We start from the raw sequence: 18,992 nt of genomic DNA on the forward strand, positions 1-18,992 counted from the left end.
ACTGACTCACTGTGACATAGCGCAGCATGAAGCGCGCCCCGAGCAGATGGAGGCATAGAGGTCCCTCAAGAACCAAAGAGAACTCTCAGGAAAGGGATATTCATGAATAGTCGGGGGAATTCGTCGTACCGTGCGCACCGGCAGCGCAGATCTCGGCGCTGGTTTTCGATGTTGCTGGCCGGCGGCGTCGCCTTCGCGGTATCGGCGGGGATCACCGTCAGTACCCCGTCGACCACCTACAGCGCCGCAATCCGACTGGCCGGCACGACGATCGGGGTGGGGCCGTCCTATGACGCGTTCGGACTGACCATCCCGATGATGTTCTACGGCAGCATCGTTCCCGACGGGGACGCGTTCCACACCGTTCCCTATCCCGCGCAGATCAGCATCAGCATCCCGATCATCTCGGATTTGCCTGGGCTGTCCGACCTTCCGTACTGGACACAGTCCCTCAAGCGGTCCGAAGCGATCGGCGCCGGCTACCTCCTGCGGGACATCGCCGCGACAGCGTCCGATGACACGGTGAAGATCATCGGCGTATCGCAGGGCACGCAGGTTGCCGAGATCGCACGTACCGAGATGTCCAAGCTGACGGAATACACCGCCAACGCAGACGATTACGAGTTCGTCTTCATCGGGGACCCTTATCAGCCCAACGGCGGCATCCTCTCCCGCCTGGCCTCCTGGAGCGATGTGCCGGTGCTCGGCCACATCTTCCCGTTCGGCCGCCCCGGGCCAACCGACAGCCCCTTCAAAACCACCTACTACCAGAATCAATATGACGGCATCGCCGACTTCCCGGCCTACTTCAACGTGCTGTCCATCACGAATTCCTTTGCCGGGCAGGCGTTCGGGCATCTCTTTCCGGGGTACGTGCTGGAGTACCCGGACGCGCCCAACGCTGTGACCACTCAGGTCGGCAACTCCACCTATGTGACTCTGCCCCAATATCTTCCGCTGCTGGCACCGCTGCGCATACCCGCATCGTTGATCGGCGCGGAGAGATTCGTCGACGCCATGGACCCCGTCCTGCGGGTATTCGTCGAGATGGGATACGACCGCACCGCAGATCCGAGCAAAGTCAAGGAATTCAGCTGGATCACCCCTGACGACAAGGTGGCAGAGGCACTGAACGGATTGCCGGGCGCATTCAGGAAATCGGCGGCGATCCTGCGCGGCGAACCGTATACCCCGACCATGCCGCAGCCCGTCATCACCGACACGGCACCGGATACGCCGCTGCCCGAGCATCCGGCCGAACCGGTGGGAACCTCACCATTCGAGCAAAGGCTGCGCGGGGCAACGGAAGACATCGGTGCGATGTTGTCGAACGCCACCCGGCCACTGGCCGGGGTGTTCCAGGCCATAGGCGAAAAATCACTGCCGCAGAAAGCGGTTGAGCCGGTGGGCCGCAGCACTATCGGGCGGTCAGTTCCGTTCAACCGTCTCGATCGCACCGCCACGGCGCAAGCGGACTCGACGCGCAGCGACGAGGTGCGGCGGTTGAGGCCGGTCCGTGCGACGACGGATTCCGACCGCGATTCCGTCCGCGCAGCTGTTCGCTCGAATGCTCGCTCGAACGTTGACTCCGCCAAGCCGGCGCCCAAACCCGGGCCCGGTCAGCGCCATGATCGCTCGAAGCACAGAAGCGACCGCGCGGGCTGACCATCCGTCGGCGGGCCGAGCACCGGCCGCACTACACTCCGGGCCATGGGTAGACCGCCGGCGGCTCCCGGCGATCGCGCAACGCCGGGGCCGGCCGCAAAGCCCCGCGGACAGCGCACGATCCGCGGGCTCGACGCCGAACAGCGTCGCGCCCACCGCCGCGAGCAGTTGCTGACGGCGGCATTCGAGCTGATCGCGCGTGACGGGTACGCCAACACCTCGATCGAGCAGATCTGCCAGACGGCGTACGTCGGCAACAAGGCGTTCTACGAAGTGTTCGACAGCAAAGAGGACTGCTATCTGGCTCTGCTGGCCCAGATCGCCGCACGGATCGAGAAGCAGGCCATGGAGGCGCTGGCCGATGCGCCCGACGATCCGGACGAGACCGTCCACCGCCTGCTGTCGGCGTTCGCCCACGCCCTCGTCGACGATCCCCGGGTGGCCGTGGTGGCCTTCGGGGAGTGCGCCGGCATCTCGCCACGCGTCGAGCGGCTGCGCCGCGAGAATCGCCGTTGGACCGCGGCGTTCCTGGAAGATCTGTGGCGGCAGCGCGAGTTCCCCTGCCTGCCCGATACCGGCGCTGTCGACTATCACGCCCTGGCTGTGTCGACCGTCGGCGGACTCTTCGAAAGCGTGGCCGACTGGCTGCATCAGCGGGAAGCGGGAAGCGATTCACCGCCGACCATCGACACGCTGGTCGGCAATCTGACGAGCTTTGTCGCGGTGGTGCGGGCCGGGATCGCGGCGTCCACGCGCTGAATCTGCGAACGCAAGTTCATAACAAGAGCTCTTGTTCTAAAAAGTGACTCTTGTCATAGATCGCTACCCGCTGGTAACTTTCCGGCAGCATGCGAAGTGGCGCCCGTCACATTTGTCGTCGACGCGGCCGGTCGCAGGCCCAGATGTTCCGGCCATGCCATCCGCACGGCCGTGCTCACCTCGATGGGAAAGAAGGAACAGCATGAGGGCTCGCGGTCGGGGGGAATCGTCTCGCGGTAGCCGACGACAGCGCGGGTCACGTCGCTGGGGGTCGATGTTGCTGGCAGGCGGCGTCGTCGTCGCGGTATCGGCGGGGGTCACTGTCAGTACCCCGACGTCCACCTACAGTGCCGCGATTCGACTGATCGGCTCGACGATCGGCGTGGGGCCGTCATTCGACGGATTCGGGATGAGCGTCCCGCTGTTCTTCTACGGAAGCACGGTGCCCGAAGGCGACTCGTTCCACACTGTCCCCTACCCGGCGCAGATCAACCTCAGCATCCCGATCATCTCCGACGTGCCCGGGCTGTCCGACATTCCGTACTGGCCCCAGTCGCTGAAACGTTCGGAGGAGATCGGGGCGGGCTATCTGCAGCAGGACATCGCCAACACACCGGCTGACGACAAAATCACCATCATCGGGATGTCGCAGGGCACCCAGGTCGCAGAGATCGTGCGCGCCAGCATGGCCAAAGACCCGAATTATGTTGCCAATGCCGACAATTACGAGTTTGTCCTCATCGGGGACCCGTATCAGCCCAACGGCGGCATCCTCACCCGCTTCACCTCATGGAGCGATCTGCCGGTGCTCGGCGACATCTTCCCGTTCGGCCGCCCCGGGCCCTCCGACAGCCCGTTCAAGACGACGTACTACCAGAACCAGTACGACGGATTCGCTGATTTTCCAGCATATTTCAATGCCCTGTCGATCGCGAACGCTCTCGCCGGAATCGTGTTCCAGCATGTCTTCCCCGGCTACGTGCTCGAGCATCCCGATGCGCCCAACGCCGTCACGGCGCAGGTCGGCAACACCACCTATGTGATGCTGCCCCAATATCTTCCGCTGCTGGCACCGCTGCGCATACCCGCATCATTGATAGGCGCGGAGAGATTCGTCGACGCCATGGACCCCGTCCTGCGGGTATTCGTCGAGATGGGATACGACCGCACCGCAGATCCAAGCCAGGTCAAGGAATTCAGCTGGATCACTCCTCCGGAGAAGCTTCACGAAGCGCTCGACGAACTACCGGCGGCGTTCGCGAAGTCGTTGGCGATTCTGGGCGGTGAGCCGTACACCCCCACCCTGCCGCAGCCCGTCGTCGCAGGCACCGAGCCCGAGACACCCGTGACCGAGCATCCGATAGACCCGGTGGGTACCTCGCCATTCGAGCAAGGCGTGCGAGACGCTGTCGAGGATGTGGCCGGGGCGTTGTCGGACGCGACCCGGCCACTGGCCAAGGTGCTGCAGGCCATCGGGCAGGCGACGGCGCCGCACACGACCGTGGGCCCAGTCGGCCCCGTTGCGGCAGCAATCAAGGCTGACAGCAAGGTCACGGCCCAGGTTGACGGCGTTACTCAGGCCGATGTGACTGCCGACGCGGATGCCGACGCCAATGCCGCCGAGAAGTCGAAGTCCACACCGCTCAGCCGCCGCGCGCTGACCCGGCCCGACTCGCCCCGCACCGATTCGGCGCCACGGCTGAATGTGGTTCGAGATGCCGACGATTCCGGTACCCGCGATCGGGACCGGTCTGCGGCCGGGGAGTCAACCCATGGGTCCGCGCCGAGCGCCGCCTCGGGCAGTGAGAAGCCTGACCGGAATTCCGTGCGGGCGGCGAAGCGGGAAGCCAAACACGCCGCCAAGTCGACGGACACTCAGACCGACCGGCCCGCCAAACGCCGGAGCGCGCAGGCCGGTTAGCGGTGAGGTCCAAGGGCAAGTCGGGTGGCCGGTGGGTGCTTTGAAGCCGCACGCGTCCGGGTCGTCTAGTCAATGCCTCGTAAAGCACGCTTCAAGCGCGCAAGCTCGGCACCCGCCTGTTGGTCACCGCGTTCAAGCCCTTGCTGGTAGAGCTGCGCAGCGCGCCGGCCATTGCCGCCGCGTTCATAGCGGTAGGCGATTGTCCGCAGCGGCTGGTGATCTCCGTGGTCCGCGGCCATGCGGGCGAGCTCTTCCTTGCGTTCTCGATCAGCGGCCCGCCGATGGTGGTTGATCAAGTCGCGCAGCGCCATTGGTTCGCCGGCCGCAGCGGCATCAAGGGCGCGTCGCTCAGCCTCCTCGCGCTTCCCCGATTCCCACAGCACGACAATCTGCTCGCGCCGGGACAGTGTTCGCCCCTCGGACAAGGCCTGGACCAGCGGCTCAGTGCCACCGGCCGGGTCACCGGCTATCGCGTTGACGAGTTCGTCCAGGCGATGAGCGGGCAACGCGGGAAAGCCGGCTTTGGCGCGAAACCTCTCGATGTAGGCCCTGACTCCGGCCTGATCATCTTCGGGCACACCCGATGTTATCCAACCTCGGTCCTGAATCCACCGACTGCAGCACTTCCCGGTGGGACTCAGCCGTCCGACGGCGGGCGCTGCGGACGACGCTGGATCCGCAGCGCCTGCGTCGGCACTTGGAGATCGGTGGTCGGCGGGGCCGCCAAAACTGTCGTCGAATCCTCTTTGAGGCGAACAATTTTCGGGACAGCCGCGGCTCGCGGTTGGCGCGCGATGGTCGGCGGTGCGAAGTCGTGGACGGCGGGCTCCGACGGCACGATCTCGGTCGGCGGTTCAGCCGCCGGTTTGGCAGCACGGGTTTCGCGCCGCACCAGATAACCGGCGAACGGCCCGGTGAACACCATCACCGCCAGCACGAGCAGGCTGAGCACGCACACCGTGACATCGAAGGTGCTCGTGATCTGCTGGGCCAGGTTGTTGCCGTAGATCGCCGCGGGCGCCGGCCCGGCGTAGCGGGGCGCCAGGGCAACCCCGATGGCCACATCCGCCACGGTGAAGACGAACAACACCGCGCTGAAGGCCGCGGCCACGGTGGTCGACGTCAGCCCCTGTTCGAGCTGGCGGTGCAGCCACCGCGCGACCAGTGCGGTGACCAGATTGAACACCGTCATCGCGACGGTGTCGTACAGCGCCCGCGGAAGGTCCAGAGACAGCGCGATCAGGAAGTCGACGACCCGCAGCGCGGCGGCCGCGAACGCCCAGAACGCGATCAGCGTCAAGCACTTCTGCGCGGCGCCGCGGTAGGCGCCGATGGTCGGCGGCTTGATCAGGAAGACGGCGTACAGCGTCGTCGGGGCCACGATCGCTGCGGCGGCCGCCCAGGCCAGGTAGCCCTCGTAACCGACGGCCGCCGTCGAGGTGTTCTGGGCGATGCCGTGAAACGCGTCGATATCGCGGCCGATGCCGGCAAGCCACACCAGCGTGGCAGCGATCGCACCCGAGACGCCGATGGCGGTGGTGGCCAGCCGCGCCGCGCCGGTGCGCTCGGTCAGCCAACGTGAGGCGAGGACAAGCGCGATCATCGCCTCCGCGCCGTAGAGCAACGTGGTGACGATGACGGCGATGTCATGCCCGCCGAAGTCGACCTGGGTGACGAACAGGTACCGCAGCCGCCAGTAGAGATTGAACGCGACCGACAACGTCGCCAGCGCGATCGACAGGAAACCGATCACCCGGGCTATGGCGTACCAGCGGCGAAACTTGTTGTCCTCGATGGTGATCGACGTGATGGGCGGCTGGCCTGCCAGCACCGCGCCGGCCACACCGAGCAACATGCCCGGACCCACGCCGGGCGGCACGGCACCCGTGCCGCCGCTGCTCACGGTCTGCACCAGGTGATAACCGACAAAGCAGATCACCAGGACGACATAGGGGGCGCTGAGCGCAAGCCGGACGCGGCTGGTGCGACGCACGTCGGATGTGGGACCGACGAGGCGGAACGGGCCCAGGTGAGGTGCCAGTGCGGCGCCGATGGCGAGCACCGTCACGATGGCCAGCACCACGAACGTCGACCCGGCACTGCCCGGAACCCCGAGGCCGAACTCCAGATTCCAGGGCAGCAGCATCGCCAAGACGAGCAGCGCCAGTGCGAGGCCGTCACGTACGCGGTTGGTCCGGGTCGGGACGTAGCCGACCCGCGGCGGGCGCTCCACGACCGGCGCGGCCACCGTCGCCACCTGGACTGTGACGGACGCGTCGTAACGCTCGTCGCTCACGTACCGATTCCTCTCTAGGAGTGACAACGCACTGGGACTCAACCAGCGTGCTCACTTTTGCTCCGGCGCACAAGCAGCGCTGGCAGCCGCACCGTTTGACCACCGAAGTCCGTTGCAGCTGTGCGGTAGCTTGGAAATGTCCGTCGGGGCTCGACATATATCTGTGAAGCAAGGAGTGGATCCGTGGACGTAGTCCTCGGGGTGGCGGTCACCGGGCGTGTGGCGCGCTTGGCCATGATCGGTTCGCCCGCGAGTGGCGGTCAGGTTCTGGATCAGTACGCGCTCGACCTGCCCGATGACCTGGTGGCCGAGATGTCAGAACTCGCCGAGACCATCATCGGTACCTACCGCGCGGTGACCGACTCGGGTAACCAGGTGGCCGCGACCCGACTGTGCGTTCCCGACGATGCTGCCGCCGACACGTTGCGGCAGACCGTGCTCGCCGCCGGAGTGCCGAACGTCGAGGTGGTGACCGAAGCCGAGGCCGCCGCGGCCCTGGCCCGCAGCGTCGGTGCCGACGCCGCGTTGCTTCTCGCCGACGACGACACCGTGTCGCTGACGACGGTCGGCGACCATACCGCGGCACCCGCACCGACATTGACCACGTTGGCCACCATGCCGATCGGCAACGCCGGGGCCGCCGCCGCGTGCGCCGCGGTCTTGCAGCGCGTGCCCGCCGAGGAGGCGCCCGGACGCGTGCTATTGGTCGGGCAGCGTCTCGATCTTGATTCCGTTGCGGCAGAGCTTCGTTCGACCGCACCGGTCGAGGTCGCGCCGGACGCCGGCTATGCGATCGCCCGCGGCGCGGCCCAATTGATCGGCGACCTCGCCCCGGCCAGTGCATCCACGCAGATGGCACCGGCCCTCGATGCGACCCAGATGGCGCCCGCCGCAGCGGATGCCACCCAGATGGCGCCCGCGGCAGCCGATGCCACGCAGATGGCGCCTGCCGCTGCTGACGCGACCCAGATGGCACCCGCCCGCGCGGAGTCCGCCGTGGGACCGGATCTGGCGTACTCGCAGGAACCCGACGATGAGCCGTGGGTCGACGAGATGCCGATGGACGCGATCGACGAGTTCGTCCCCGAACAAGACGACGACGCCGACTACACCACGGTGATCGCACCGCCACCGCCCCGGATGCTCTTGATGGGCAGCGCCATGGCCTTCGTCGTGGTGAGCTTCGCCACGCTGGCCACCGCGGTCGCCATCAATGTCCGGCCCGCGGCCGACGTCCGTGCACAGCCCGCACCCACTCAGCAGGCCGCCACGGTCCCCGGCAACTACCTTCCGCAGGTCCCGCACGAACCGGATCCGGTAGCGCTGCCCGTCTCGGTGCTGACCCCGCCGCCGGCCGCTCCCGCGGCACCCAAGGTGCGCTCTGGCACCGGCAACCAACCGATCAACCAGGCTCCCCAGGTGGCGCCGCCGGCAGCGCCTCCTGCCGCGCCGGCTCCCCCGCCTGTCGTGATCTCACCTGGTCCCGTCCCGGTGCCCGTCCCGATCCCGTTGCCCGTTCCGGTCCCGCTGCCGCCGGTCGTGTGGCCGACGGTTCCGACATGGGTGCCGACGACCCCGCCGACGACGACCGCGCCACCGACCACCACGACACCGCCGACGACGACCGCACCGCCCACGACAACGACAGCCCCGCCGACGACCACCACTGCGCCGCCGACCACGACGACCGCACCACCCACCACCACGGTGCCGCCCACCACGACGGTGCCGCCCACAACGACAGTGCCGCCGACACACACGTCCACGGAAGCCTCGGTGCCGACCATCGAGTCACCGGCACACACCGCACCGGCGTACACGCCACCGGTTGAACAGCCCGCGACGCAGGCTCCGGTGACAACGCAGTACCCGTCGGGCGGCGGTTCTCCCTTCGGTGGCGGTTCGTCGTCGAGCGAGGGCGGTTCGTCCGGCGGCGGGCTCTTCGGTCGCGGTGGCGGCTCGGGCAGCGGCAGCGGCTCAGGCAGCAGCGGTGGGTACGGCGGCTCGCCGGTGACGACGATGCCCGTCAGCCCGTAGCCGGGTGTCCGGACGCCGCTCAGTAGTCGTGATTCGGGCAGGCGACGTCGACGTAGACCGTGACGAACGTCGTCGGGCCGGGAGTTTGATCGCCAGGGTTGTTGACGCCGGTGACCCAGCATTCCGACAGAGGCTTGGTGTCGAATCCGGTGGTCCAGTTGATGTGGACGGTGTAGCCCTGTGACTCCAGGTCCCTGATCACATCGTCGGCGCCGGCGGACGCCACGGGTGCCGCCACCATCGGGACGATGACTCCGGCAGCCACAAGCAGTGCGCCGCACAGAACCGAAGTCCGAGTCATGGTGTCCATCATCCACCCGCGAGCTGCCATGCCTGGTGCGCTTGGACGACATCTACCGTGGAAGGTGCAGTCCGCTTACCCGAAAGGAACGCCGTAGTGGCCAAGAAACGCTGGAATGACCTGTCCCCCAAGTCCAAGACGGTCGTGATCGCGGCGGCCGCGGTTGACGCGGGGCTGCGAGCCTGGGCTCTGCGTGACCTCGCCGCCCGCGAACCGAGCCGGATCAACGGACCGAAATGGCTGTGGGGTGGTGCACTCGGGTTGCTGACCACTTCCGGCGTGCTGCCCGTGGTGTATCTGATTGCCGGGCGCAGGTCCTGAGTCGATCCCTCTGCCCGAGGGCCTATCTGGTGCCCACCACGCTCTGGCCGAGCTGAGCCGCGGGACCGGTGGCCCCGCCGTCATCGAGGAGATTGTCGAGATTGCGCTTCGACGTTTCCGGCGCGAAGTAGGCGGCGATCAGCGTCAGCACCGACGAGGCCGAGATGTAGATCGCGACCGAGGTCACCGAACCAGTGGTGTCCAGCAGCGAGGACGCGATGAGCGGTGCGAAACCGCCACCGACAACACCGATGAGCATGTACCCCAGGGAGACGCCGGTGTAGCGGTAGCTGGTGTCGAACAGCTCGGCGATGAAGGCGGCGAGAACGCCATACATCGCGCCCTGGAACACCATCGCGACCGATACCGACAGCACCATGAGCCCGAAGTTGCCGGTACCCATCAGCGGATACACCGCGAAGGCCCACACCGCCATCCCGATGGCCCCGATGAAGAACGGAATGCGGCGTCCGACCCGGTCGCTGAGGCGGCCGAAGTACAGGATCGACAAGAGCTGCACGACAGCGCCCACCGCGACGGCGTTGAGAACGGTCGCCTTCGAGATGTCGGTGTGCTGTGTCACGTAGGACAGCGAGAACACGTTGATGACGAAGTAGGCGACCTGCTGGCCCAGCCCGAGCAGCACGACGAGCAGGATCATCTTCGGTGCGTGGCGCAGCACCTGCAGGATCGGGGCCTTGACCTCTTTCTCCTTGATCTGCTGCTGATTTCGGAGGAAGACCGTGGATTCGATGATCTTCACCCGAATCAGCAGGCCCACCAACACCAGTGGCGCACTGAGCAAGAACGGAATGCGCCAGCCCCACGTCATGAACTGCTCCTCGGACATGAGCGCGCTCACGGCCGCCAGAGTGGCCGTGGCCAAGAGGAAGCCCATCGGCGACGCGGACTGCATCCAGCTGCCGGCCCGGCCGCGGCTGTCCACGGACTCGTCCTGCTCCACCACCATCAGCACGGCACCGCCCCATTCGCCACCGAGGCCGATGCCCTGAATCAGGCGACACAACACCAGCAGGATGGGCGCCCAGATGCCGATCGAGTCGTAGGTGGGCAACAACCCGATGGCCACTGTGGCCACACCCATCATCATGATGGTCGCGATCAATGCCGCCTTGCGGCCAACCCGATCGCCGATGTGCCCGAACAGGATTCCACCAACCGGGCGGGCCGCGAACCCGACGCCGAAGGTGGCCAGCGCCAACAGCGTGCCGGCGGCGGGGTCCACGTCGGGGAAGAAGATCTTGCCGAAGGCCAGGGCGGCGACAGCCCCGTAGATGTTGAAGTCGTACCACTCGATCGTGGTGCCGACCATGCTCGCGACGATCGTGCGCCGACGACGCGATTTCGCGGCCGCGGCGTCAGGGGCTGCAGGAGGAACTGAAGGATTCATATGGACCTCTGGTAGGTGCTGGTGTTAGCGAAAATGCTAGGGCGGCAATATGGCTGCACCCATAGTCGTGGTGCAACGTGATCCAGCTCATGCAATGTGCGTCTGCACAATTGCGGCTCGGCATGCCGACTCATGACCGCAGCAGGCACAACTGCACCATGGCTTGCGCCCGAGGCGACCGAAGGCAGATCCCGGTGACCTCCTCGAACTTCCGGATCCGGTTGAGGACGGTGTTGCGGTGACAGTAGAGCTTGGCGGCCGTGGTGGAGACCGACCCGCTCTCGGCGAACACCAGTACCGTTTCCACGAGGAGGTCGCGATCGTTGGCCGCGGCCAGCGGCACATCGACGTAGCTGCGAAGGTCATCGATCACGGCGCACAACTGCGAAATGGACAAACCTGCCCAGGAACGACGCAGCGTCGTGGCTTCCCGGCCCAGCTGCACGAGCATCCGGACGGTCGTCGCCGCCCGAAACACGTTCGGTAACTGAATGGTTCGCGGCGCTACCGCTCCCGCCACGCCTGCCAGGAGTTCGGTTGCCAGGGCCTCGTCATCGGGCCAGCGGCTGTGCGCGGACAGCAGGATCAGCGTGACGCCCTTGCTCGTGTGGTCCAACGCCACGACGTCGAGGCCGGCCAGCCGCCGGGTCACGGTGGAGGCAGACGCTTCGGCAGCGATGCCCACCACCCAGTAGAACGCCGTCTCGTCGAGACCGAGTACCTCGGAGGCACGGTGCACCACGCTGGGACTCGGCTCATCGGAGAACAGGTCGGAAAGACGCTGCTGTTGTTCGATGATGTTGGCGCGCGCCATCTGCAGCCGCTGATCCAGGTAACCCTGCTGGATCGCGGCGGCGAAATCGTCGACCACAGACCACAGTTGACCGACATGCATGGCGAGCACCTCCATGTCGCTGTCATCGGCCGAACGCAACAATGCCGACCACGCCACGAGGAAATCGCTTCGGACCGCGGCACTCAGGTTCTCCAGCGCGATGCCCTGGCGGGCCCGCAACGCCCCGACTCGGGCTGGGAATGCCATCAGTTCGGCGGACAGGGGCCGGGCCAGCAGACACCCCAGGAGATAGCGAAACGCGTTGCGGGCACTGTCTTTCAGATCGGCCTCGTCGGGCACACTGTCGTAATACCGCGCACCCCCGTCGATGCGTTCGAGATACTCTGCCGCGAGCTGATCGTCGATGCCGGCGAGTTTCTCGAGCAGGATCTGCCACCGCGCGTCGGCTTCACGGTCCGGCAAGGGACCCACTGGTCAATCCGAGAGCCCCGGCCAGGTCCGGCGCCCACCGTGGTGCCACCGGCTCGGCGCCCACCATCGCCAGGCACGCGGCGAGCGTGACCGCCACCGAATCCAGGACCGGCACATCAAGTTCCGCACCGACAGTCTCGACAGCGTCGGCGCCATGCAGATTGGTGCACACATAGGCGATCGCCTCCGGCCCGCTGCGCGCCACCTGCCGACTGGGCGCCATCAACTCTGCGGGCCGAATCCGGGCGATGTCGGTGGTCTCGGTCAGACCGAAGCCGTAGGAAGCGGTCACCGTGATGCCCTCGTCCCGGTAGCACTCGCCGATCTTGGCGTTCATGTCGTCGGGATACGGAGTGACCAGGCCGACGTTACGCACACCCAGCGCACCGAATGCCGCCAGGCAGGCCTGGGTACTGGTGAGTGCCCGCACGCCGGTCATGGTGGTGATGGCCTCGGTGATCGCGAGGTCGTGCGCGGTGCCCAACCACGAACCGGCCGTACCGTTCCACGCGATCACGTCGACGTTCGCCGTCGCCAGCAAGACCGCTGCCGCTTCCATTCCGGCGGTGTCGAACTGGGCGTCGGAGGTGCCGTCGAGCCCGACCCGGGACACGGGGATGCGGGTGAAGTGGACACTGACATCGGTCCGCTCACCCAGCATCCGGTACGTGGTGGGCTCCAAGCAGGTATTCGACGACGGCACGATCATCCCGATGCGTGCCACCCGCGACGCCGGGGCGCGCGAATGATCAGACGGCACGGGTGATTCCACCGTCATTCGTGATGGTGGTCCCGTTCAGATATGCGGCCCGCGGCGAGGCGAGGAACACGATCGAGTAGGCGATGTCGCGCGCACTGGGGATGTAGGACAGCGGCAGGTTCTCCAGGTAGCGCTCCTCGGCCTCTTCAGGTGTGCAGCCCCAGTCCTTGGCGTTGGCGGCGAACTGCTTGACCAGCCGCGCAGTCCGGACCGGGCCCGGGCACACCGTGTTGATCATCACGCCCTGAGAGCCGACCTGCAGCGACAGTGACTTGCTGAAGTTCAGGATCGCCGCGTTGGCGGCGGCGCCGGGCATGTGGTACTCCAACGCCTGTTTACCCGAGTTTCCGGCGACATTGACGATGCGTCCGCTGCCGTTCTTGAGCAGGTGCGGCAATGCCGCTCGGGTCATGCGGATGAATCCGAACAACTTGAGATTGATGTCGGCGACCCACTGTTCGTCGCTGAGATCGCCGAAACCACCGAAAGACGAAGCGCCGGCGTTGTTGATCAAGATGTCCAGGCCGCCGAGTTCGTCGACGGCGTTGGTAACGACCGAATCGAACACCGTCTTGTCGCTGAGATCGGCCGCCACGGATACGGCCTTGACGCCGGACTTGGCCGAGATCGAGGTACAGGCCTCGTTCAGCGCGTCCTCGCGACGGGCCACCAGGGCCACATCGGCTCCTTCTTCAGCCAGCAACTCGGCCGTGGCCAGTCCGATGCCGTCACTGGCACCGGAGATCAGCGCCCGCATGCCTTGCAGTCCCAGGTCCATGTTGGTCTCCTATTCGTGGTTGAGGTTCCGGGTCACCGGACACCGTTGGCAGTGGCTGAGTCCAGGGCGCCGTCGAGCATGCGGGCCAGCGTCTCGGTGAGCAGATCCACACCGGTGCACAGGTCTTCGTCCGAGGTGAATTCGGCCTCGGCGTGTGAGATGCCTTCCACGCTGGGAACGAACAACATCACCGAGGGCACGATCTCCTTCATGTTTGTCGAGTCGTGGCCGGCGCGGGTCTGCACCAGCATGCTCGACATACCGAGGTCGTCGGCGACGGCGCGGGCCAGCTCCACCCCTTCGGGCTGGTAGTGGTGGCCGGGCCAGACGTGGGCCTTGCGGTGCTCGACCTTCACCTTGGCCCGGATCTCGGCCTCGGCGATGCGCTTTCGCAGCGCGGCGTCGGCGGCGGCGAGCAACTCGTCGTTGTCAGAACGCAGATCCAGATGCATGTGGACCTCGCGCGGCACGACCACCGGAGAGTTGGGCAGCACGGTCAATTGCCCACAGCTGGTGTGCAATTCCTCGCCGAACTCGTCGGCGATGTCACGTAGCGCGACCACGATCAGCGCCGCACCCAGCAACGCATCCTGGCGGTCGTCGATGGCGGTCGCGCCGGTGTGCCCCTGGGCACCAATGACATTCAGTTCGTACTTGTTGGCGGCCCAGGTGCGGTCGACCAACCCGATGGAGACATTGTGCTTCTCCAGTTCACGGCCCTGCTCGATATGGATCTCGGCATAGGCGGCCAGCCGACGGGTGACATCGCCGTCGGGGAACACATCGGTTTTCCCGATGCTGCCTATGGCGGTCAGGGCGTCTCGGACGGTGACGCCGTCCTGGTCGGTGATGTTGAGCGTCTCCTGGAGATCGGCGGCACCGGTGAACACCGCACTGCCCATCAGAGACGGCTTGAACCGCGAGCCTTCCTCGTTGAACCAGTCCACGACAGCGACGTTGTACATCGGGGTCACACCGGATTCAGCGGCCTGGCGGCGGATCCGGTCGGCGGCAGTGGCACCGGCGAAGACGCCGTAGGCACCGTCGAACTTGCCACCGCGGGGCTGGCTGTCGAGATGCGATCCGACCAGCACGTAGGGCGCGCCCGGACGAAATTCCAGCAGGCCGAACAGATTTCCGACGCGGTCCACTTCCACGGTGAAGCCGCGTCGACTCAGCCACTGCGAGAACCACTCCCGCATCTGCCCGTCCTCGACGGTGGCTGCCTGGCGTTCCACGCCACCGGCCGGCGTCTCACCGATGGCCGCCAATTCGGCCCAGGAGTCCAGGAACTCGCGGTCGCGGCCGGCGTCGAGGCGGATGCGCAGTCCGGTGTTGCTCTGTTGTGCGGTCAAGATTGTCCTCCAGGCACGTTGAATGCACGTCGCGGGCTACGGCGACGCTTGACGATGGGTCCGATCCAGGTCAGATCAGGTATTGCGACAGACCCCGTTTGAGATAGCTGCCGTGGCCTTTTCGACCCAGGTACTGCCCGCGCTCGACGACGACGGTGCCGCGCGACAGCACGGTCTGTACGCCGCCGTCGATCTCGAAGCCCTCCCAGGTGGAGTGATCGAGATTCGAGTGATGGGTCTTGTCGAAGCCGATCGAGGTGTGCGCGCTGGGGTCATAGATCACGACATCGGCGTCGGCCCCGGGCGAGATGATGCCCTTGCGCGGATACAGCCCGAACATCCGCGCCGGGGTGGTCGCGCACACGTCGACCCAGCGCTCCAAGCTGAGGTTGCCGTTGACCACGCCCTGGTACATCAGGTCGATGCGGTGCTCGACCCCGGCCATCCCGTTGGGGATCTTGGAGAAGTCGTCGACACCCATCTCTTTCTGTCCCTTGAAACAGAACGGGCAATGGTCGGTGGACACCGTGGCCACGTCGCCGGTACGGATGTAGCGCCACAGTTCGTCCTGATGGCGTTCCTCGCGGGAACGCAGCGGCGTCGAGCACACCCACTTGGCGCCCTCGAACCCGGCGGCTCCCAGCTGTTCCTCCAAGGACAGGTACAGGTACTGCGGGCAGGTCTCGGCGAACACGTTGGCTCCCGCGCCACGGGCCGTGGCGATCTGTTCCATCGCCTGCTTGGCCGACACGTGGACCACATACAGCGGGGCACCGGTGACCTTCGCCAGCATGATGGCGCGGTGCGTGGCCTCCTCTTCCAGTTCCCACGGCCGCGACACCCCGTGGAAGTACGGAGAAGTCTCCCCACGTTCGATGTGCTGGGCCACCAGCTGGTCGATGGCGATGCCGTTCTCGGCGTGCATCATCGTCAACGCGCCGTTGCTCGCGCACTGCTGCATGGCGCGCAAGATCTGCCCGTCGTCGGAGTAGTACACCCCCGGGTAGGCCATGAACAGCTTGAAGCTCGTCACGCCCTCGGCGACCAGTTCGTCCATCGCCTTGAGCGCATCGGAATCCACCCCACCCAGGATCTGGTGGAAGCCGTAATCGACCGCGCAGTTGCCCGCGGCCTTCGTATGCCACGCCGCCAGAGTGTCCTGCACCCGCTCGCCCTGCCGCTGGATCGCGAAGTCGATGATCGTGGTGGTGCCGCCGTGGGCAGCGGCGCGGGTGCCGGTCTCGAAAGTGTCGGACGCGACGGTGCCGCCGAACGGCATCTCCATGTGAGTGTGGGCATCGACGCCGCCCGGGATGACGTAGCGGCCCGAGGCGTCCAGCACCCGGTCGAAGGTCTGGTCGGGATCGCCGAACGGAGCCAGCTCCGGATCCACCAGCGCGGCGATGCGCTCGCCGTCGATGAGCACGTCGAGCGCCTGGCAACCGGTGGGAGAGACGACAGTGCCGCCGCGGATGTACGTCGTGGTCATGGCAAGAGATCGTATGGCTGCCAACGTGATCCAGCCCATAGCCGCCGTGCAACGCATTGGCCCGCACAAATTGTGCACACGCACACTCACGGGCGGTATCAACCCGGGCTTCCTGCTCCGAATTGGGCACAGCGTCTCAGCCACGGTCGAAAACAGATCAGATCGCTCACCCCACGAGCCGCCTCGGACTGCAGTAGCCTGCCCGATGATGCGCAATCTGTCCGGCCGCCGCGAAGACACCCGGCTTCGCTGGCGCTGGCTGCTTCAGCAGCTGGACAACCTGGACGACGACCTGGCTGCCGAATACCTCCTGCAGATCGACCGGGGTGCGCGGTTCTACGACAGCGTCCCCGAAGAAGACGACCTGCTCGGCGCCGCGCGCCTCGCTTTCCGCTACCTGCTGTCGGCCCTCCTGGAACGACCCATGAGTGCCGAGCTGGCCGAGTTCCCCACAGCCGTCGGGGCCCTGCGGGCCACCCAGGGCATCGCGCTGGAGAACCTCACCGCGGCGGTGCGCACCGACTTCCTCGTCGCATGGTCGGCGTTGCTGAAACTGGCCGGTGACGACGACATGGCCGTGCTGGCGCTGCACGTCGACGTGCTGTGGCAGGCCGTCGACGACTTCGCGATCAGGGTGCAGCGCGGCTACCTGGACCAGCGGCTGTCGATGGCAAGGACCAGCACCCTTGAGCAACAGCACAGCCTGTCCGAACTGTTCTCCGGCGAACCCGCACCGACCACAGTCCGGCGCGCAGCCCAGATCCTGGGCCTCGACGAATCGGCCACCTACTGGGTGATCGGGACCCCCGGGGAGGAGGCCGGACGTACCGTCACCCGGCGCCTGCTCACCCGCCACCTGACGTCGCTGGACTACGTCGACCGCGGGGTGGCGCTCATCCTGGTGGCCGCCGACGGCCGCTGGGCCGACGACGAGTCGGTGGTCGCCGACCTGCTGCCCGGCCTCGAGGGAGCCGTCGCACCCAGGTCGGTACCACTCTCAGAGGCACACCGGGCCGCCTCGATCGTCCGGATGCTGGTCGATCTGGACGTCGAGGCGACCACCCTGCGCGGATCCTGGGCCCAGCTGTCGATAACCCAGCTGTCACAAGTGATCGAGGACCTGCGTGGATACGTTCTCGGCCCCCTCCACGAGGTCCACGACTGCGCGCTGATCGTCGAGACCATCCAGGTGTTCGCCGGGAGCGGTTCCGTTTCCGACACCGCCTCGGCGCTCTACTGCCACCGCAACACCGTGATGAACCGGATCCGCCGGTTCGAGGAGGCCACCGGCATCAGCTTGCGCAGCCCGCGCTCGCTGGCGATGGTCCAGCTGTGCCTGCTGCCGGCCTAGCCCCGGACAGCCCCTACGTGCCCTTGACGTTCAGCACCTGACGCAGCTCATGCTCGATGTCGACGAGGTCGGCCGCGTCAGCCATGACGACATCGATGTCCTTATAGGCGTCGGGGATCTCGTCGACCCACTCTTCTCCGTGGCGGTACTCGATGCCCTGCATCCGCTGTGCGAGATCGTCGGCGGTGAACCGGCGACGGGCCTCGTTACGCGAGAACCGGCGCCCGGCACCGTGCGGAGCCGAGCACAGGCCGGCCGGGCTGCCCTTGCCGCGCACCACATAGGAGCGGGTCCCCATGCTGCCGGGGATCAATCCCATGACTCCGGTGTGAGCGTCGATCGCGCCCTTACGCGTCAGCCACACCTCACGGCCGCCGTGGTGTTCCTTGCGGGTGTAGTTGTGGTGGCAGTTCAGCCGCTCGACCTCGAAGTCGCCCGCGGTCTTCGGCTGGTCCAATCGGCCATAGCCCATCCACGCGGCGAAGACCCACATGTAGCGGTCCATCATCTCGGCGCGGTTCTCGAACGCGAATCGCTGCGCCCAGTTGAGTTCCCGCAGGTACTCGGAGAACTCCGGGGTGCCCTGAGGCAGATACGCCAGGTCCGGGTTGGGCAGCTCGATCCACCACCGCTTCATGAGCTTCTGCGCGACCTTGATGTGCTTCTGCGCGATCTTGTTTCCGACGCCGCGAGAACCGGAATGCAGGAACAGCCACACCCGGTCGTGCTGATCCAGGCACAGTTCGATGAAGTGGTTGCCGCCGCCGAGAGAACCGAGTTGCTCGCGCCACTTGGGTGAATGGGAGAGGTCGATCCCGCCGTCGCGGGCCAAGTGCTCGAGGTCGGTGATGCGGCCTTGCGTGAACGGGAACCGGGCGAGCGTGTCGTTGTAGTTACCGGGCGACAGCGGGATCGTCGTCTCGATCGCGGTACGCAGCGCAGCCAGGTCACGGCCTTGGATGTCGGGAGCGGTGAATTCCGTGCGGGCCGCGATCATCCCGCACCCGATGTCGACACCGACCGCGGCCGGGATCACCGCATCGATGGTGGGAATGACCGTGCCCACGGCGGACCCCTTGCCGCTGTGGGCATCTGGCATCAGTGCGACATGAGGATGCACGAACGGCATCGAGGCGGTTTGCCTCGCCTGCTCGACGGTGTTGTCGTCGATATGACTGGCGAAGTTCACCAGCTTGAGGTCGGCGACGCGCTGCGCAGTCATGACATCGATTCTGCCGCTGCTGTCGAGCCGATTGTTTACTCCGGCGGACGATCGGGTAT

The 18,992-nt window shown here is 66.3% G+C and carries 16 protein-coding genes; 6 read left to right on the forward strand and 10 right to left on the reverse strand.

The annotated features are described in order from the left end of the window. The first annotated feature begins 102 nt into the window (after positions 1 to 102). The 3 genes from H977_RS0125835 (at position 103) to H977_RS0125845 (ending at position 4,345) form a co-directional block, all read left to right on the forward strand. A complete protein-coding gene (locus H977_RS0125835; RefSeq protein WP_029110572.1) occupies positions 103 to 1,665 on the forward strand; it encodes a PE-PPE domain-containing protein in 1,563 nt (520 codons plus the stop codon). 45 nt (positions 1,666 to 1,710) lie between these two features. After that, positions 1,711 to 2,424 (forward strand): TetR/AcrR family transcriptional regulator, encoded by a 714-nt coding sequence (locus tag H977_RS0125840; protein WP_029110573.1) that lies wholly within the window; start codon positions 1,711 to 1,713, stop codon positions 2,422 to 2,424. 274 nt (positions 2,425 to 2,698) lie between these two features. Further along, entirely contained in the window at positions 2,699 to 4,345 is a 1,647-nt protein-coding gene (locus H977_RS0125845; protein ID WP_036477249.1) for a PE-PPE domain-containing protein, read from the forward strand. A gap of 65 nt (positions 4,346 to 4,410) precedes the next feature. On the opposite strand, the gene H977_RS0125850 is transcribed toward H977_RS0125845, so the two are convergent. Next, positions 4,411 to 4,923 carry a hypothetical protein gene (locus tag H977_RS0125850; RefSeq protein WP_029110575.1) on the reverse strand — a complete coding sequence of 171 codons (513 nt, stop codon included), beginning with the start codon at positions 4,921 to 4,923 and terminating at the stop codon, positions 4,411 to 4,413. A gap of 59 nt (positions 4,924 to 4,982) precedes the next feature. Continuing rightward, positions 4,983 to 6,641: a DUF7937 domain-containing protein gene (locus H977_RS0125855; RefSeq protein ID WP_029110576.1), complete on the reverse strand. Its 1,659-nt coding sequence runs from the start codon at positions 6,639 to 6,641 to the stop codon at positions 4,983 to 4,985. A 183-nt stretch (positions 6,642 to 6,824) separates the two neighbouring features. Here H977_RS0125855 and H977_RS0125860 point away from each other — a divergent pair, with 183 nt between their 5' ends. Next, positions 6,825 to 8,678: a DUF7159 family protein gene (locus H977_RS0125860; RefSeq protein WP_029110577.1), complete on the forward strand. Its 1,854-nt coding sequence runs from the start codon at positions 6,825 to 6,827 to the stop codon at positions 8,676 to 8,678. A gap of 19 nt (positions 8,679 to 8,697) precedes the next feature. On the opposite strand, the gene H977_RS34545 is transcribed toward H977_RS0125860, so the two are convergent. Continuing rightward, positions 8,698 to 8,979: a hypothetical protein gene (locus tag H977_RS34545; RefSeq protein WP_051289099.1), complete on the reverse strand. Its 282-nt coding sequence runs from the start codon at positions 8,977 to 8,979 to the stop codon at positions 8,698 to 8,700. 96 nt (positions 8,980 to 9,075) lie between these two features. Here H977_RS34545 and H977_RS0125870 point away from each other — a divergent pair, with 96 nt between their 5' ends. Further along, entirely contained in the window at positions 9,076 to 9,300 is a 225-nt protein-coding gene (locus tag H977_RS0125870) for a hypothetical protein (protein WP_029110578.1), read from the forward strand. A gap of 22 nt (positions 9,301 to 9,322) precedes the next feature. Here the strand turns inward: H977_RS0125870 and H977_RS33940 are convergent, their stop codons facing one another. The 6 genes from H977_RS33940 to hydA all read right to left on the reverse strand — a co-directional run bounded on the left by H977_RS33940 (position 9,323) and on the right by hydA (position 16,360). Further along, the gene (locus tag H977_RS33940) at positions 9,323 to 10,711 is read right to left on the reverse strand and encodes an MFS transporter (protein WP_081681855.1); all 1,389 of its coding nucleotides are present in this window, start codon (positions 10,709 to 10,711) and stop codon (positions 9,323 to 9,325) included. 130 nt (positions 10,712 to 10,841) lie between these two features. Then, positions 10,842 to 11,978: an RsbRD N-terminal domain-containing protein gene (locus H977_RS0125880; RefSeq protein WP_231396063.1), complete on the reverse strand. Its 1,137-nt coding sequence runs from the start codon at positions 11,976 to 11,978 to the stop codon at positions 10,842 to 10,844. After that, entirely contained in the window at positions 11,956 to 12,738 is a 783-nt protein-coding gene (locus H977_RS0125885; RefSeq protein WP_029110580.1) for a maleate cis-trans isomerase family protein, read from the reverse strand. Before H977_RS0125885 ends, H977_RS0125880 begins: the two co-directional genes overlap by 23 nt. Continuing rightward, positions 12,728 to 13,516 carry an SDR family NAD(P)-dependent oxidoreductase gene (locus tag H977_RS0125890; RefSeq protein WP_029110581.1) on the reverse strand — a complete coding sequence of 263 codons (789 nt, stop codon included), beginning with the start codon at positions 13,514 to 13,516 and terminating at the stop codon, positions 12,728 to 12,730. Before H977_RS0125890 ends, H977_RS0125885 begins: the two co-directional genes overlap by 11 nt. Positions 13,517 to 13,548: 32 nt before the next feature. After that, a complete protein-coding gene (locus H977_RS0125895) occupies positions 13,549 to 14,871 on the reverse strand; it encodes a M20 family metallo-hydrolase (protein WP_036477252.1) in 1,323 nt (440 codons plus the stop codon). A gap of 70 nt (positions 14,872 to 14,941) precedes the next feature. Continuing rightward, entirely contained in the window at positions 14,942 to 16,360 is a 1,419-nt protein-coding gene (gene hydA / locus H977_RS0125900) for a dihydropyrimidinase (protein WP_029110583.1), read from the reverse strand. A 208-nt stretch (positions 16,361 to 16,568) separates the two neighbouring features. On the opposite strand from hydA, the gene H977_RS0125905 reads away from it, so the two are divergent. Then, a complete protein-coding gene (locus tag H977_RS0125905; RefSeq protein WP_231396064.1) occupies positions 16,569 to 17,711 on the forward strand; it encodes a helix-turn-helix domain-containing protein in 1,143 nt (380 codons plus the stop codon). A gap of 13 nt (positions 17,712 to 17,724) precedes the next feature. On the opposite strand, the gene H977_RS0125910 is transcribed toward H977_RS0125905, so the two are convergent. After that, on the reverse strand, positions 17,725 to 18,933 hold the full coding sequence (locus tag H977_RS0125910) for an RtcB family protein (RefSeq protein ID WP_029110585.1): 1,209 nt from the start codon (positions 18,931 to 18,933) through the stop codon (positions 17,725 to 17,727). Positions 18,934 to 18,992 lie beyond the last annotated feature (59 nt).

It is taken from the genome of Mycobacterium sp. URHD0025 (assembly GCF_000426065.1).
Classification (GTDB): Bacteria; Actinomycetota; Actinomycetes; order Mycobacteriales; family Mycobacteriaceae; genus Mycobacterium.

Excerpts from the sequence above, each read along its gene's own strand:
- H977_RS33940 (WP_081681855.1), bottom strand. The coding sequence starts at position 10,711 with ATGAATCCTTCAGTTCCTCCTGCAGCCCCTGACGCCGCGGCCGCGAAA.
- H977_RS0125835 (WP_029110572.1), top strand. The coding sequence starts at position 103 with ATGAATAGTCGGGGGAATTCGTCGTACCGTGCGCACCGGCAGCGCAGA.
- H977_RS0125910 (WP_029110585.1), bottom strand. The coding sequence starts at position 18,933 with ATGACTGCGCAGCGCGTCGCCGACCTCAAGCTGGTGAACTTCGCCAGT.
- hydA (WP_029110583.1), bottom strand. The coding sequence starts at position 16,360 with ATGACCACGACGTACATCCGCGGCGGCACTGTCGTCTCTCCCACCGGT.
- H977_RS0125905 (WP_231396064.1), top strand. The coding sequence starts at position 16,569 with ATGCGCAATCTGTCCGGCCGCCGCGAAGACACCCGGCTTCGCTGGCGC.
- H977_RS34545 (WP_051289099.1), bottom strand. The coding sequence starts at position 8,979 with ATGACTCGGACTTCGGTTCTGTGCGGCGCACTGCTTGTGGCTGCCGGA.
- H977_RS0125845 (WP_036477249.1), top strand. The coding sequence starts at position 2,699 with ATGTTGCTGGCAGGCGGCGTCGTCGTCGCGGTATCGGCGGGGGTCACT.
- H977_RS0125890 (WP_029110581.1), bottom strand. The coding sequence starts at position 13,516 with ATGGACCTGGGACTGCAAGGCATGCGGGCGCTGATCTCCGGTGCCAGT.
- H977_RS0125840 (WP_029110573.1), top strand. The coding sequence starts at position 1,711 with ATGGGTAGACCGCCGGCGGCTCCCGGCGATCGCGCAACGCCGGGGCCG.